The organism is Okeania sp. SIO2C9 (assembly GCF_010672455.1).
GTDB lineage: Bacteria > Cyanobacteriota > Cyanobacteriia > Cyanobacteriales > Microcoleaceae > Okeania.
Genome location: NZ_JAAHGO010000050.1, coordinates 50,722 through 67,631, shown reverse-complemented (window position 1 = coordinate 67,631; position 16,910 = coordinate 50,722). Strand labels below are relative to the sequence as shown.

Here is a 16,910-nt window from a genome sequence, read left to right as displayed (position 1 = left end):
TTAGGGGTGGTACTGACTCATTCATGTCCTTAGTTTAGCGTAGTTTGATTTTTTGTCAACCTGTCCCAGATTTCTTGAAGTTATAGACCAAGACCTGTTAAGCGATCGCTCTCACCTGAATCCTTACATTTAAACAATACTTAGTTCTAGATTCAAACTATTAGTAATTGGAGGGATTATTACTGTGGGTGCAGTTGCTATTTCTATGCCAAAAAGCAAGCAATACAACTTGCAAAAACCAAGTGAATAAGAATTAATATATGCTGAGTAAAAACCAGGATTATATAAGGATAAATAAGCTGATAATAAACCTGTAATATCTCCCTACACAATTATATTAAATCAAGATAATCGTTCTGTTACTTTAGTCCTAAGCAATTTTGAAGTGCGGAATGTGGGTTACAAAGACTTGATAAAGCTTGGAAACGTTGGTTAGTTCCAGATAAAATAGGCAAGAGATTTGGTAGACCAAGATTCAAGAAGTCTGGCAAATTAAGGTCATTTTGTTTTAGTAGAGTTAATCATCCGCTCATCAGCAGCCTTGTCCTAAATGTAAAACGGTTTTAGATAGAGATGAGAGTGCAGCAGTTAACATATTAAATAGAGCATTAAACGAGGTGGGTATCATCTTGTCTGCTTGTGGAGGCGTAAGATGTTGGTCAGCCTATGTTTCGCTCCGCGACATGTAACGCGTAGCGTTGCGCCAGCACTCGCAAGAAACTTTTGAAACTTGGGTTCAATTATCTTTGTTTTAGAAGCTCTCGTTATATAACGGGAGAGACTTCACAGCCATAAAGTAGTCAAAAATGGTTATTGTCTAGATGAAGCAACATATTAAACTAAAGTTAAAACAAGCAATTTCTCATGTAAGATTTCCTTATTGGCTCAATATACTAAATCAAAAGGCAACGGCCAAAACTTATCTGCATCCAGAAATTGATCTTATTTTTGCTAAATACCAAATACCTATTTGGGTAACACAAGAATATTCTCCAAGTGGTCATAATTGGGATGCTGTTGAGTTAGCTACTGGTCTTAATCGCATTTATCGCCTGATTTTGCAACGCAACCAACAGATAGTTCCTGAGTTAATTCAAGAACTATCTAGCCACTCCCTTGTCGCAGGAGTACAAGTTGGTACTATTGCTCAAGCAGATTTACCGGAATTCTTGCCTACTCAAATGAGTGTCGTTACCGATAGGCGATCGCGCGATGCAATTCACTTGGATGATGCACAGGAACTATTTACCCAAGGCAACCCTGAAATTACTGTGGCAATTCTGGACACAGGAGTTGACCTAGACCACTATGAATTTAAGCATAGTATACTACCTGGATACGATTTTGTCAATATTATTGACGGAGCAAGTAAGTTTGTGGGGGATTACATTGGCTATGATGATGACCCAGAGGATGAGGTGGGACATGGAACTCATGTAGCTGGTATTATTGCTGCCAAGGGTGAGAGAATGCCTGTGGGAGTTGTTCCTAAATGTCGCATTTTGCCTGTGCGGGTATTGGGGGCGATGAAGCGGGGGAATAAGCGAGTAGGGGCGGGGTTGGTGGATAACATCAATTCGGGAATTAAGTGGGCGATCGACCAGGGAGCGAATATAATTAATATGAGTCTGGGAATTCAACATACTGGCGGTGGATTACCACATCAAGAGGTGGTAGATTATGCCCAACGTCGAGGAGTAACTATTGTTGCTGCCTCAGGAAACGATGGACAAGAACAACTCTACTATCCAGGAGCGCTTCCCTATGTAATTGCTGTAGGAGCGGTGGACGAGTTGGGTAATATGGCTAATTTTTCTACCTATGGGAAACAAGTGGACTTGGTAGCACCAGGGACAAACATCTACAGTACCTATTTGAATAATGATTATGCTTTTTCCACGGGAACTTCTCACGCTTCACCATTTGTGGCGGGGGCTGTAGCTATGTTGAAATCTTATGCTTTAGAAAAGGGGGGTAAGCATTTATCAGATAGTCAGGTGAAGTATTTGCTTAAGCATACTGCCGATCGGATTGACCGTCGATTTAAGCATCGTAAGGCAGGGTTTGGCAAGTTAAATCTGATTGATGCTTTGCGATTGTTGGAATACCAACTTTTTGTTTAATTAAGGACAAAAATATGCTTAGTGAACATTTAAAACTTCACTTAAAACTAGATGATATCACAATAAACGCTGATGATAATAGTGCCCCATTAAAGAGTGCCATAGTAAAAGATATTAATGGAAACGAAATACCTGTTTTTGTGGATGGCGAGCCGAAAGTTGTTGAGGATGAACTTTTTGGAAAATGTTTAATGTTTAATGGAGGGAGTTATTTTAACATAAATAATGCTTCTGAACTTCATAATGTTAATTATGGGTTTACAGTTTCTGTTTGGGCCAAGATGATGGATATTGCGGATATTCCGAATATTGCGATTACTGCGAATCCGAGTTATCCTACTCCACTTGCCTTTACTGATAATATTTCTTCAACAGGTACAATGACACAAGGGTATAACGTTTTTGTCGATAGTAGTAGTAGTAAGAATCTATGGACTTCCTCTATCGGCAAGGGAACAACTAAAGGTTGGTATGGGATATCGGGATTACGTGCTATTACCGATTCCTGGACTAATCTTACTATAACCTATGATGCTACTGCTTCAAATACATTATATTTGTATATTAACGGACAAGAGCAAGGGCAACAGAGTACGGAATTTGTGTCTGTTACTACCGAGAAGGAGATGCGAATAGGGGCTTCAGCTACAATGGAAGGTCACGGAGTATACTATTTTGTTGGTAAAATCGCTGATCTTCGTATCTACGATAGAGCTTTATCCGACACTGAAGTTTGGGATATGATTTTGAGTAGTATGAAAATAGAAAATGCGGAGGATATAACCAATCGAATAAACAATCTTAGCAATGATGATTTAATAAGCCTTTTAACAACTATGAGACAGGAAAAAGGCCTCTTAGAAGAAATAGAGTATTTGGACGATCAACAAAGAGAAGAAATAGCATCTGCATTAAAAGAATACGAACTTGATAACAATTGGAAATCAATGATGGAAATTTTTAATATTAATTAAGTGAAGTTTCTAAGAACGGTTAAAGAAAGTCTATTTATACTCTATCAAATTTCGTCTGAATAGTTTCTAATTATTTAATTAAGGAGAAAAATATGTCTAGTGACAATTTAACAGTTCACTTAAAACTAGATAATATCACAATAAACGCTGATGATGATAGTGCCATAGTAAAAGATATTAATGGAAACGAAATAGATGTTTTTGTTTCTGGCAACCCGGAAGTTGTTGATGATGAACTTTTTGGAAAATGTTTAAGCTTTGATGGAAGTAGTTATATTGACATAAGTGGTTCTGCAGTCTCTAATCATGATGAGGCAGACTTTACAGTTTCTGTTTGGGCAAAGCTTGAGGATGATCAGGCAACAGATAGTTCTCCAATTACCTTTAGAGCTACTCCTGTAAACAACGAAACAACAACAACAACAATAGCAGAAACAGAAGGGTATAGCTTTTTTGTCAATGACCAGAATAAATGGACTATCTTTTTAGGCGACGGAACAAGTGATGGGGCTGAGATAGGAGAAGCTGATATTATCGATTCCTGGACTAATTTGACTATAACCCATAATATTCTCGGTGAGAATGGGCCTGAATTATGTTTTTATATTAACGGACAAAAGCAAGCTAGTAGATTGGAGGTATTTGTGCCTGTTAGTAGCGCTACGACGCCATTACGAATAGGGGCAGGAGGTACAGAAGCAGCAACAGGAGAAGAAGTAACATATCATTTTATTGGTAAAATCGCTCATCTTCGTATCTACGATACAGCTTTATCCGACACTGAAGTTTGGGAGATGCTTTTGAGTAGTATGAAAATAGAAAATGCGGAGGATATAACCAATCGAATAAACAATCTTAACCCTGATGATTTAATAAGCCTTTTAACAACTATGAGACAGGAAAAAGACCTCTTAGAAGAAATAGAGTCTTTGGACGATCAACAAAGAGAAGAAATAACATCTGCATTAAAAGAATACCGACTTGATGACAATTGGAAATCAATGATGGAAATTTTTAATATTAATTAAGTGAAGTAATAATTATCTTTAAGGGTTTATTTTGTCAAACGTCTAAAAATTAGTAATGGAGTTTAATGTGACTATGACACAGTTCAATTCAGCAACGAAGTATGCTACCGATCCATTTAGTAAAATTGACCCACCTCGGGTAGTTCTGGATCAGTTTGCATCTCAAGCTTTAGTAAAGATGCAGGAAGATTTAGCACAAAAGGTGGAGCCAGATTTAGCAATCTCAGAACCCACTCGGCAAGATATTAGCGATTACCTTAAGCAAAAGATTCGCGAAAAAGGTATATCAGAGAATAATATATATGATTTATCTGAACGCCTTGATCAAACAGTTCTTGATGATATTAGTAGACTGCTTTTATCAAACACCTTCATTTATCTAGTAATCATCAAAGAAGCTTTATATGAAGAAGTTTCTAATATTGAAGTTTCTAATATTTTAGACCAAACAGCTCTTTATAATGCGGTGCTACGGAAAGCACATGATGTTCACCGAAAGTGGTTTTTAGCTCGTCTTTTAGCAGAGGTATTTGATGCAAGGCACATTGCCATAAATGCTTCTTCTCCTCGATGGCAAAAACTAGATGATTTAACTTTAGGTCGTACAATTCCCATCGCTGAAGGTAAAGTAGAACCTGCTGTGATGGATATTTTATCTACTCTCTATCAGAAAGGCGATCTGCCCCATTACTTACAGCTTTACATAGATGAACGCAGTAATATACCGAAACATCTTTTCACTCCTTCTATTCAGGAGTCAATCATTGACTATCTTATGAAGTTGGGGTTAGAAATTCAAGATAAACAAGAATTCAAGGACGGTAAATACGACGAATACTTTGCTTTAGCTTACAGTGAAGCACTAAAGTACACCACTGTTTCAGAAGATCCCATCGATATGGCCCTAAAAAAAGGGGGGAAAGTTGACTGGGATTTTTCCGTTGATGTGTTTGATGCTACTGAGGAGCAAGGGGTAATACCTGCAAATATTAAGGCTACTGGTGCTTTAGATTATGTTTACTACATTGGGGAAGGTATGCGTGTCTTCGATGTGGCTAATGCCCTGGTATTGCGTTGGGCCAGTGGAGCACTGGATATTCCCGAAGGCGATGCAGCAGCCGCACTTTATCGCTTTCATAAAAGAAGAAGCGATCGCTCCACACCGGAAGAACGGGCCATGCTCTACAAACGGGTGCTAAATCGGGGTAATGGTCAACTTCTTTCTAGTATGATGCCTAATACAGCTTTTCCTCGCTATTGGCACGCCCTAATGTCGGAAGTGACTCAATATATTAGCAAGAAGGAAGGTACAGGAACAGGAGATTATCAACCTTCACGCTCTCAACTTTATCAGGCCGTTAAAAATCTTCAGTACAATTTGACGGAATATATGACGGGTATGGCACACCTACAAGTAACCGAAGATTATGCCCATCTGCAAGAAGCAATTGATCTGGTGAAGATGGAAGAGATTATTAACCATTTTGGGGGGCGGCGCAAGAGTCTGTGGAATGTGATTGAAAGTGTGGCCAAGCAAGATTTGGGTGTTACAGTTCAGACTTCTGTAATGCGGGATTTAGCAGTGGAAGGGAATAAAGTATATCAGTGGGTTGCCGATTTTAATGAGGCGATTGTCAGAGAGGAGGAGTTCAAAAATTTCCTGAAAGCAGCAGAAGCTTGGATTATTGCTCAGGCTTCCTTAGAGGAGGCTAATGGTTTTGCTCCCAATGGTAAGGGACAAGATAACTTTGGTGATTTTAATGATGACTTCAATGATGACTTCGATGATGATTTTGATGACTGGTAAGGAGTTTAGGAGTTTAGGATTTACAGTTCAGAAGTTCAACATAAGGAGTCAATCAAATGCCAAGTAATGAAGAGTTAAAAGATCAAGCGAGGGCGAAAGCTCGTTCTATACTCTCTAAGTCTCAGTCTTTTCGCAGTATGGCTCGACAGGAGCAATTAAAAGTTTATAAAAATGTGGTGGATGAACAATACCGTAATTTAGCTCAACCAAATTTATCTGAACAAAGTGGATTAGCTAGGGGGTTTGCTGCTGCCGATTTATTGAGGGAACAAAACAATGAACGCATCGACCAAGCTGGGGGTTTGCTAGCTGATGCAGTACAAGATGTTGACTTTCCGGGGTTCGTGCGAGATTTGCTGACAGGGGTTTTTGATGCTAATCTGGATGCTAATGAACGGCAGATGGAAGCCTATCGAGAATTGCTTCAGGAAGCTACCAGAGAGGTTTCTGAATTTGTCAATGAGATTGATGATGAATCAGCCATGTACCGTCTGGTTCAAAATAACAACCAATTTCAAATGTCATTTCCCGATTCTGGGTTTTCAGATACTGATTCTTCCGAGCAAGCTCTTCCCACAATAACGGATCAGGATGGCCAGGAAATTGATTCTGATGAAATCAAAGCCAAAATCTTAGATACTAAATTGGCTATGGCGCAAGAGCGTCGAACCCTGCTACGGGAAACCTTATTGATGGGTATCTCTCGCTTAGTGGTTGAAAAAGGGACAATTCGAGCTAGTGTAGAATTTAAGATCAAAGCTTCTGAGAAAACAAACACCCAACAGCAAGTCAACGAAAATACCCAAAAACAAAATAGAAAAAGTATTAGCGGAGGAGTGAACGCAGGATTGTTAGGGCCCAAAGTTAAGGCAGGTTATAGAAAACAAAGAATCCAGAGGACTTCCCAAATTAGTATTGCGGCTTCCAATAGCCAAACCAGTACAGATTTGTCAGCCACACTCAAAGGTTCTGTCGAAATTCAGTTTAAATCAGATTATTTCAAACTGGATAACTTTACCCAAATTTTTGACTTAGGAAAAGGGCAAGTTCCTCAAGGTGGGGCAACTGAGTCTCAACAACCAGCTGAGTAATGAGTAATGAGGAATGAGTAATGAGGAATGAGTAATGAGTAATGAGTAATGAGGAATGAGTAATGAGGAATGAGTAATGAGGAATGAGTTAGGAGTAATGAGTTAGGAGTAATGAGTTAGGAGTAATGAGTAATGAGGAATGAGTAATGAGGAATGAGTAATGAGGAATGAGTAATGAGTAATGAGTAATGAGTAATGAGTTAGGAGTAATGAGTTAGGAGTAATGAGTTAGGAGTAATGAGTTAGGAGTAATGAGTTAGGAGTAATGAGTTAGGAGTAATGAGTTAGGAGTAATGAGTTAGGAGTAATGAGTAATGAGTAATGAGTAATGAGGAATGAGTTAGGAGTAATGAGTAATGAGGAATGAGGAATGAGTTAGGAGTAATGAGTTAGGAGTAATGAGTAATGAGGAATGAGTTAGGAGTAATGAGTTAGGAGTAACAAAGGAAATGAAAATGCATAAATTTTTAAATTCGTATTCATGCTTAACATATTTTAGTTGAGACAGAACGGAAGTAACTAACAATGGCACTAGCAATTCTGCGATTTCAAGATAACGATGGGGCAAAGAGTCGATTTAAGGTGGATATCGGTTCTAATCGCTTTTATATTTATTGCATCGGCAATGAGGAATTGCAGCGTTCTCAGGGGCTTAAGGTGTTAAGTAACCCTAAGTTTACTTCTCCTTTAATTGGTCCTCTTCCTGAAAGTAGCTTAGGAAGGACGATTTTGGAAGTTCCCGTTCAACAATTTGACCGCCAAAATCGTTATATCCAAATTATTAGCTACCGCAACCAACAGCGAGATGGCCCGGCTATCTCGGAAATTATTCAAGTAAATGCTATTAATTCTTATAATTCTGATCCTGTAATGTCTTTTAGTAAAGCAACAGCAATGGAAAATTATCCTGTTGATACCGTTCCGTTTGCCTATAAAGAAGTGCAACCTGTTAGTTCTGCCCTGTTTTTGAAGGGAGTCCTGAAAGTCGCTAAAAAAGTTGCTACTCCTTTATTGAAAAAGGCAGCGCCTCTGATTAAAAAAGCAGCTCCTGTCGTTGGGAAAATGGCAGATAAGTTGATTCCTGGCTCTGGCAAATTGATTAGTGCAGTTATACCAGAGCTTGTGGATGTCTTAGCAGGAAATATTTCTCCCGAGGAGATTCTTTCTGACCCTTCTAAAGTACAAGCAATTTTTACCCATCCTGAAGTGACTAGAAAGCTTTCTTCCGATCCCAAGGCGGCTGAACTTTTTGGGAGTTTATTGCAAGAACTGGCTCAGGATTCAGCACCAGCACCCAGCGAAGCTGCAAGTGCTTTAGCTGTGGTGGGGAATGGCAAAGTTACTAATCATAATAATTCTTTGCTCAGTTTAGAGCAGTCAATTATTCCTGCAACGCCCTCATCCTCTCTTGCAACGGCAAAAAGCGTTTCCTCTGGTTCTAACCAATATAGTTCAGAAATGGCGATTCCAGTGGCTTTGGTGACAATATTGCCTTCTCTGATGCCTTTACTGGAAAAAGTAATGAGTCGTCCAACTCGGAGAATGTTGAGGGAGCATAATATCACTGAGCGTAAACGCATGGGGTTAATTACCCACGGCTTGTTGGATGCCAGTCGCAGTTTTCGGGGAGGGAGTCACTTTAACCGAGAAATGACAAATGCTTTTTCCTTAACCGAAGAAGATGGAGACAAAGCCGTCAATACTGCCGTCAATACTTTATTACAAGGTTTAAGTGTAGGACTGTCTGCACCCAGTTCTACTCCTGATTATGAGCGGGTTGATTCGGTAAAACTGGAGTTTACTGAGCAAAATACTTTGATGATGCAAGGTCGTTCTCGTTTATTGTACCGCCAAGACCAAACTATTGCTTTTCCTTTAGAAGTGGAAACACCCCGCACCATTACTAAGGGAATTTTACAAATTTTGGTGAAAGACCCTACTACCTTGGAGGTGTTGATAGAGGAGAAATATCGCCTGGAGAATATTACTTCTGGGATGTTGTCCGTTGTGCCTAAGTTATCTTCCCAAAGGTTGCGGAGTCTGAAAGCTAATGAGGAATATTTGGTTTGTGCGGTGCTGGTATGGCCGGCAAGATCCCGGAAAACCCGCCGGAAAAAACGGTTGGGAACGAGTATGTCCCAGCTTATCACCTTGGTGGGGGAATACTGTTTTGACCGCCTGGAAGGAACAGGAGAAGTGATTCCTCTCAATGATGTGAATAGTTTTCGTCCCTATTGGCATAAAATCTGGGAAGGGAATTTTGCTAATAATATTCGGCGGACTACCCTTGATTGTAAATATTATTATGCCCTGGAACCGGGACGCACCAATCATTCTCGCATGGAGACGGTGACGAAAATTGAACCAACAGGGGGTTCTCGTGAGGAGGGTAAGTTAAAAACGGGGTTAATTCTCAGTGCTTATCGTTTAAATGAGTTGTTGGGACAAATTTCTGCTTATCCTCTGTTGGATGAGGCACAGTTAAGGGCTTTGTTGTCTTCTGAATTTCAGGAGCAGTTTAGTTATTGCGCCCGTGATTCAGTGGAGTTTAAGGGACGTAGAGGGGATGTCGTGGGGTTATGGGTGTATCCAGAGTTTAAGTTACAGCGGGTTTTGCTGAAGCAGGCGGGGCAAACTAATGGGAATGGTCAGGTTTTGGCGTTGGGTGAACGGGAGGTTTATTTTCCCATGCCTGCTGTTGTTCATTTTGTTGGAGTGTATACCTAGTAACGCTTGGCGTAAATAAAGTACCCATTTCAAATATAATTATGAGCGTCAATTTGAATCTAAAAAATGGGTGTGCTATTTAAGCCGCACTGTACTAGTACTCCGTCAAGATTGAAATGAGGGATAAATAATCTATGAAAACAAAGTCAGCCAATGATTCTAGAATCAAGCTATTCCTCAAAACAAAATTGACAGACCACTAGGCTCTTCCAATGGATATTAACCACAGTATATAGTATGGGGATAAAACATGAAAATTACTGGTGAGATAAATGTTGCCGTAGAAGCTGAGGTTCGAGCACCAGCTCGCAAAGTTGGCAACGAAGCCCGGTTCGGTGTAGGTGAACACATTCGGGTGTTTCCGCTTGAATCGCTGTCAGATAAGCAAGGAATCATCTGGAAGATTAAATCCGGTGGTGGGAGTTTGGTTCATGACCTCACTAAGGGTTTAGGTGTAGCAACCTACATTGCGCGTGATCTTGAAGAGGATGAATTAAAAAGCAGCAAGCGATCTTACGAAGTTGTCCTAGAACTCATGGATAATTCCAAACAACTTGCACAGGTAGAGTTCACTGTTATTGCTCCTAAGTGGGCTGGGTTGCTGAAATTGGGACCGAGGCATGAACAGGGCTATGCTAATAGTGGTTTTTGGGGTATCTGGGTGCTGGGACCAAAAGATGTTTCCTTTATGAACGTCGTCATTAAGGAAAGCTTGGGGACAATTAACTCCTCTGGCACTATGAGCTCAGAAAAGGGCACAATTCACAAGATAAGTGGCGGTAATAGCCATGTGGACCATAGTGGGGACTGGATGGATTCTATGGTAATGACGGATCGTGGAACAGTATTTGATGCTATCGACAACGTTTGGAGTCCTTCTGAAACACCGAAGGGGGGTTGGAGAAACGACCTTAATAGGGTGCTGCTGCCTGTAGGAAAACTTGAATGGGATATTGCTCAGATGTACAAGCTGAAAACGGACACAAGCGATAAGGGACTTCAATATGGGAAGGCTTGGCATAAAGCATCTGTCACCATAGACGGAACTATGACAACGGAAAAAGGTGGAGCCAAACATGTTGCTAAAATCAATGATCCGACAGTCAATTTTGAGGAAAGGCCTTCCTTGGACATGTGGGAACAGGAGATCCCACAGGCAGTTAAAGACTGGTTTCGATCCCCAGTGTTAAGCTCTGCCCAGGTGTTCAACTATGCCTTATCCAATGAACCTATTATGTTAAATGGGATGAAAGTCATCTTCGACCATTCAGCTCCAGTTTATCCTGTCACTCTTCAACCCAAAGACAAGTAGCAAAATAATGGAGTAAGGAGTAATGAATAATGAGGAGTTATCCAAAATGCCCGATTTGAAAGAATCTGAATTAGAAGACAACGAAATTCTCATCCCCTTCGCCGACATGGTACAACAACTGGTTGACTACGGCGAACCTCTTTTTTTGTTGAGTAATGAGTAATGAGTTAGGAGTAATGAGTTAGGAGTAATGAGTTAGGAGTAATGAGTTAGGAGGAGTGGTTAAGATGACTGATTTTAATGAATCTGAATTAGAAGAAAATGAAATTCTCATCCCCTTCGCCGACATGGTACAACAACTGGTTGACTACGGCGAACCCCTTGAAGATCCCTTTTCTAATCAAGCCATGATCATTGAGAAAGTCAAAGTTGAGATGCCAGTAGAAATTAAAGTCTTAGTGGAGGATGATGGAAAAACAACTCTTAAAAGTAATGCACCTACCCAAAGCACCGAGACTACAATTATGCCAGTATTTCATCAGATGAAAATTACGGTGGAATTGAGTAATGAGTAATGAGTAATGAGTAATAAGTAATGAGGAATGAGTAATAAGTAATAAGTAATGAGTAATAAGTAATAAGTAATGAGGAATGAGGAATGAGGAATGAGTAATGAGTAATGAGTAATGAGTTAGGAGTTAGGAGGAATGAGGAATGAGGAATGAGTAATGAGTAATGAGTTAGGAGTTAGGAGTTAGGAGTTAGGAGTAATAAGTAATGAGTTAGGAGTTAGGAGTTAGGGGGGATGAGTAATGTAAATATTAGTATTCAAGAAAGAACAGAAAACTTTGCCACCAGAGTTGTCAAGGCATATTCTGAGCTAAACAAAAGACATTTTGATGATGCTGGTAAGGTTTTGTCTAAACAATTTTTGAGGAGCGGAACCTCAATCGGTGCAAACTGTTCGGAAGCTAAATATGCACAATCAACCAAAGATTTGATCAATAAATATTCTATAGCTTTAAAAGAAGCCAATGAAACTCTTTACTGGATAAAAATTATGATTAAATCCGAGATAGTATCAAAATCTAGATTTCAAAATATGATAGAAGAAAATGAAAGAATTATTAAAATACTAACAGCCTCAATAAATAAATTAAAAGAAAAAGAATCCACTTAAACTCAAAACCCATTACTCAAAACTCATTACTCAAAACCCATTACTCAAAACCCATTACTCATTCCTCATTCCTCATTACTTATTACTCATTACTCATTACTCAAAACCCATTACTCAAAACCCATTACTCAAAACCCATTACTCAAAACCCATTACTCATTACTTATTACTCAAAACTCATTACTCAAAACCCATTACTCAAAACCCATTACTCATTCCTCATTCCTCATTACTTATTACTCATTACTCATTACTCAAAACCCATTACTCAAAACCCATTACTCATTCCTCATTCCTCATTACTCATTACTCAAAACCCATTACTCAAAACCCATTACTCATTCCTCATTCCTCATTACTTATTACTCATTACTCATTACTCAAAACCCATTACTCATTACTCATTACTCATTACTCATTACTCATTCCTCATTCCTCATTACTTATTACTCATTACTCATTACTCATTACTCAAAAAACAATGGTCACCAAAAGCAACCGTCCCTGGAATTTAGAATCCTTCCTCAACTCCCTGATCTTTGAGTTGGATAAAGCACAAGATACTCTTTCTGTCAAGGGGTTGAATCGAAAATTAACCTACACTGTTAAAGATGTAGCCCTGGACTTACAAATCTTTCCAGAATATGACGGGGATACCGTCCGCTTTACCACCGCTAAACCAGGGGACACAGGAGCATCGAAAGTATCATTACAACTAGGTTCTATTCGAGACCATCAAATTCGAGAAGTCACCAAAGAACCCCTTACTCATGATGATATTTCTATCGAAGAAACTGATTTGCCAGAACCCGCACGGAAAGAACTAAAAAAACTGGGTATCAAATCAGCTGAAGACTTGCGACGAACAGTAGAAGATCGTAAAGTCGATCTAGAAAAAGTCACCGATCAACAAATAGACTATAAGAACTTGGCTGATATGATTAATCAGTCTCGCCGCAGAAAGCGAGCTCCCAAAGTGTCCAAAATTAGTGTAGCAAAATCTGTCCCTGGTAAAGCCATTTTAACTCTGAAGGGGGATAATTTAGCGATCGCTTCTTCCCTGGAAGATTTCCCTGTAGCAGTTATCAATGACGAAAACGTGGAGGTAGTATCGGCAAATAAAAATGAATTGCAAATCCAAGTCAATGAAGACCAAATTCAAGGGACATCAAGACAGTTAAAAGTGGCTCTCGATCCTTATGCCATTGTCACAATGAATTTGAAGAATTAGAGGAGTTCAGGGGAGTTCAGGAGTTCAGGGGAGTTCAGGAGTTTAGGGGAGTTCAGGAGTTCAGGGGAGTTCAGGAGTTCAGGGGAGTTCAGGAGTTCAGGGGAGTTCAGGAGTTTAGAATTTTAAGGAATGGAAACATGAATAGAGAACCGGCGAAAAGTTTTCAAGATTTGATTGTTTGGCCAAAAGCTCACCAGTTTGTTTTGAATATTTATAATTTTAGTAGTAATTTTCCTAAATCAGAAATGTATGGATTAACTTCCCAATTGAGACGTGCAGCATTTTCTATTCTTGCTAATATAGCAGAAGGATTTGACATACTCCCGACGTTGCCCTTACGGGAACAATAGGGATTATTCAGTCTGGGAAACCCTGACCGCTGTTTAGACAGAGGTGATGTCCTCCCCCTGTGTTGACATTGATAATAACAAAAGGTACCTAGCTTGTCAAGGGCATATGAACGTTATCTATTCTCAATTCTAACTCCTGAACTCCCTAGAACTTCCCCTAACTCCCTATAATTTCCCAGAACTCCTAACAAAAAATGCAAAATCTATTCTCAATTCTAACTCCTGAACTCCCTAGAACTTCCCAGAACTCCCTCGAACTCCCTCGAATTCCTGAACTCCCTAGAACTTCCCAGAACTCCCTAGAACTCCCTCGAACTCCTGAACTCCCTCGAACTCCTGAACTCCCTAGAACTTCCCCTAACTCCCTATAACTCCTAACAAAAAAAATGCCTAATTACCAACCACCTAGTAACAATCGTTTACTGGCACTTGAACAAGAGTTGCTAGAAAAGAAGCGATTGGCTAAGATGGGTCAAGGTAGGCTGGATATGGCCGATGTTAGGAAAGACAAAACTATCATGGCTAGTAATGGGAATAGAGGGACAAAATCAAGTGAATTGCCTAATTCCTGTAAAAAACGACACACAAATAATCGACTACTAGAATTAGAAAAAGAACTTTTAAAAAGAGTTCGGGGAATTCCAGGAGTTCAGGAGTTCAAGGAAAATGATTTAAGTGGTGTAAAGGCTGTAACTTCTCCTAGTAATAATCGACTATTAGCACTGGAACAAGAACTTTTAGGACAAAAACCTCAACCCAAAAAACAAAAACTGAAATCAAAACGTAGTTGGATTAAATCTCAAATTTTTGACACAGGTGAACCTATTGAACTGCAATATAATAATGAAGTTTTCCCAATTTCTACACCTCTAAAAACAGCAGTTTCTGTCCCAGAAGAAATATGGGAAGTTGATAAATTAGAGGTTGAAATTTCTGAACCAGAGTTACCTCCTGTAGCAGAAAAGAATGAAGTTTTCCCAATTTCTACACCCTCAAAAACAGCAGTTTCTGTCCCAGAAGAAATATGGGAAGTTGATAAATTAGAGGTGGAAATTTCTGAACCAGAGTTACCTCCTGTAGCAGAAAAGGTGGTTTCTGAGTTGGAAATTTCAGCAGATATAACTCAAGAAAGTGAAAAGTCTTTATCTGAAGCTACTGAATTAACACCTGAAAGTGAGACAAAATTCGAGCCTCTGGAAAAAGAAGATATTCTGGCTATTCTGGATGAACTTAATAATAATCAACCAGAAACAAATCCTACATCAGTATCTCCTCCAGTAGAAAAGAAAAGCGATCGCCCCAACCCCCATGCTATTTTCGATCGGATGGGCAAAAATATGGCTTATGCTACTGCTTTCGACTTTGGTACAATTGAACTAGAAAAACTTTTTGATGAATTTGACCGTACTTTAGACGAAGAGGAACAAATTAATCAGGGTAATTCTGTTTCCCAAACACAAGAAGATTTAGAGTTAGAAAAACTATTTGATGAATTTGACCAGACTTTGGAAGAGCAGTTCAGGAGTTCAGATATTTCAGAAGTTCAGGAGTTGGAGCAGGAGTTCAGGAGTTCAGATGTTTCAGAAGTTCAGGAGTTAGGGGAATCTAATTTAATTTCAACTATTGCCAATACTGCAATTCCAGCAACTGATATAAAAGTGGAAAATCCTACCATTTCTCCAACATCTAAATTATTAGAGACCAAATTCGACCTCAATACCTTAGTAGAATTTTACTTTAAAATGAATGCTGTATTCTTCCGAACAGGCATAAATTTTATTTCCTTAATTAGTTGGTTAGTTAACTTTCTGCGTCGTACCGATATTCATTTTAGACCAGAAAATAGTTTCAAATTGAGCTTATCTGATATGTCTGATTCTAATGAACAACAACAAAGGAGAAAAGTCGAAGTGATTGATGTCAATGGAAATCATGTCACCGATGAGATTTCATCTGTGATATTATCGAATCAGCAATCTAATTCTATTGTAGAACCAACTTCAGTAGATACTTTGAAACCCAGTCAAGAAAAATTTACGGAAATGGCTAATCATAAACTCATTAGAGAAAATAGCTATTCTTTATCTGTAGCAGTTCAGGATTTTCAGAATGATCATTTAATTTCAACCAGTGCTAATTCTGTAATTGCTCGACTTTTACCACAGAACCACAATGAGGAAAACCTGAATGAAAACCCTTCTCATCCCCCACAGAATGATACTAGCTAAAAATTGCTAATGTCATTGCGAGTGGAGCGGAGTGGAAAGAAGCAATCTCAGAGTTTTGACCTTAAGCACTCAAACCTAACTACAATGTCATTGCGAGTGGAGCGGAGTGGAAAGAAGCAATCTCAGGGTTTGACCTCAAGCACTCAAACCTAACTACAATGTCATTGCGAGTGGAGCGCAGGGCAAAGAAGCAATCTCAGGATTTGACCTCAAGCACTCAAACCTAACTACAATGTCATTGCGAGTGGAGCGGAGTGGAAAGAAGCAATCTCAGAGTTTGAGCTTAAGCACCCAAACCTAACTACAATGTCATTGCGAGTGGAGCGGAGTGGAAAGAAGCAATCTCAGAGTTTGAGCTTAAGCACCCAAACCTAACTACAATGTCATTGCGAGTGGAGCGGAGTGGAAAGAAGCAATCTCAGAGTTTGAGCTTAAGCACCCAAACCTAACTACAATGTCATTGCGAGTGGAGCGCAGCGCAAAGAAGCAATCTCAGAGTTTGACCTCAAGCGCCCAAACCTAATTACAATGTCATTGCGAGTGGAGCGCAGCGCAAAGAAGCAATCTCAAGTGTTACTGAATCAAACTATGAACCCCTGGACATAGTTTTTGGATCGCCCGCCAAAGATTGTTAATATATCAGGACTTATATCATGTTCGGTAGAACAGTTATAATTAGGCTCGTAGTTGGACTTTAGTCCTAATACTAAGCATTGTAAGGGCTAAAGCCCAACTACAAACAAAAACTTTATTATAAGTAATTATCCGTTAGCGTAGCTCCCCCTCCGGGGGAACATGATATTACGCATTAGGAACACAATTTCGACGTTTGAGATTGCTTTCCTTACGGACTGCTCCGCAAACGCTGTCCCTCGCAATGACAGAATTACATCATTCTGCGTAAGTCCTATACTTGGTA

General features: G+C 39.5%; 13 protein-coding genes. All 13 read left to right on the top strand.

The window, feature by feature from the left end:
• The first annotated feature begins 821 nt into the window (after positions 1-821).
• The 13 genes from F6K23_RS28385 (at position 822) to F6K23_RS28325 (ending at position 15,991) form a co-directional block, all read left to right on the top strand.
• Positions 822-2,123: a S8 family serine peptidase gene (locus tag F6K23_RS28385; protein WP_293162005.1), complete on the top strand. Its 1,302-nt coding sequence runs from the start codon at positions 822-824 to the stop codon at positions 2,121-2,123.
• Between the two features lie 14 nt (positions 2,124-2,137).
• Positions 2,138-3,097, top strand: a complete 960-nt coding sequence (locus F6K23_RS28380; protein ID WP_293162003.1) for a LamG-like jellyroll fold domain-containing protein — start codon at positions 2,138-2,140, stop codon at positions 3,095-3,097.
• A 92-nt stretch (positions 3,098-3,189) separates the two neighbouring features.
• A complete protein-coding gene (locus tag F6K23_RS28375) occupies positions 3,190-4,125 on the top strand; it encodes a LamG-like jellyroll fold domain-containing protein (RefSeq protein WP_293162001.1) in 936 nt (311 codons plus the stop codon).
• 73 nt (positions 4,126-4,198) lie between these two features.
• Positions 4,199-5,932 (top strand): hypothetical protein, encoded by a 1,734-nt coding sequence (locus F6K23_RS28370; protein ID WP_293161999.1) that lies wholly within the window; start codon positions 4,199-4,201, stop codon positions 5,930-5,932.
• A 56-nt stretch (positions 5,933-5,988) separates the two neighbouring features.
• On the top strand, positions 5,989-7,023 hold the full coding sequence (locus F6K23_RS28365; RefSeq protein WP_293161997.1) for a hypothetical protein: 1,035 nt from the start codon (positions 5,989-5,991) through the stop codon (positions 7,021-7,023).
• 525 nt (positions 7,024-7,548) lie between these two features.
• Complete coding sequence (locus tag F6K23_RS28360) at positions 7,549-9,750, top strand: hypothetical protein (RefSeq protein WP_293161995.1); 2,202 nt, start codon at positions 7,549-7,551, stop codon at positions 9,748-9,750.
• Positions 9,751-10,000: 250 nt separating this feature from the next.
• A complete protein-coding gene (locus F6K23_RS28355) occupies positions 10,001-11,062 on the top strand; it encodes a hypothetical protein (protein WP_293161993.1) in 1,062 nt (353 codons plus the stop codon).
• 22 nt (positions 11,063-11,084) lie between these two features.
• The gene (locus tag F6K23_RS28350; protein WP_293161991.1) at positions 11,085-11,225 is read left to right on the top strand and encodes a hypothetical protein; all 141 of its coding nucleotides are present in this window, start codon (positions 11,085-11,087) and stop codon (positions 11,223-11,225) included.
• 64 nt (positions 11,226-11,289) lie between these two features.
• Positions 11,290-11,577: a hypothetical protein gene (locus F6K23_RS28345; RefSeq protein ID WP_293161989.1), complete on the top strand. Its 288-nt coding sequence runs from the start codon at positions 11,290-11,292 to the stop codon at positions 11,575-11,577.
• Positions 11,578-11,807: 230 nt separating this feature from the next.
• Complete coding sequence (locus tag F6K23_RS28340; protein ID WP_293161987.1) at positions 11,808-12,182, top strand: four helix bundle protein; 375 nt, start codon at positions 11,808-11,810, stop codon at positions 12,180-12,182.
• 481 nt (positions 12,183-12,663) lie between these two features.
• The gene (locus F6K23_RS28335; RefSeq protein ID WP_293161985.1) at positions 12,664-13,413 is read left to right on the top strand and encodes a hypothetical protein; all 750 of its coding nucleotides are present in this window, start codon (positions 12,664-12,666) and stop codon (positions 13,411-13,413) included.
• A 137-nt stretch (positions 13,414-13,550) separates the two neighbouring features.
• Positions 13,551-13,763: a four helix bundle protein gene (locus F6K23_RS28330; RefSeq protein ID WP_293161983.1), complete on the top strand. Its 213-nt coding sequence runs from the start codon at positions 13,551-13,553 to the stop codon at positions 13,761-13,763.
• Between the two features lie 386 nt (positions 13,764-14,149).
• The gene (locus F6K23_RS28325) at positions 14,150-15,991 is read left to right on the top strand and encodes a hypothetical protein (RefSeq protein WP_293161981.1); all 1,842 of its coding nucleotides are present in this window, start codon (positions 14,150-14,152) and stop codon (positions 15,989-15,991) included.
• The last annotated feature ends 919 nt before the right edge of the window (positions 15,992-16,910 follow it).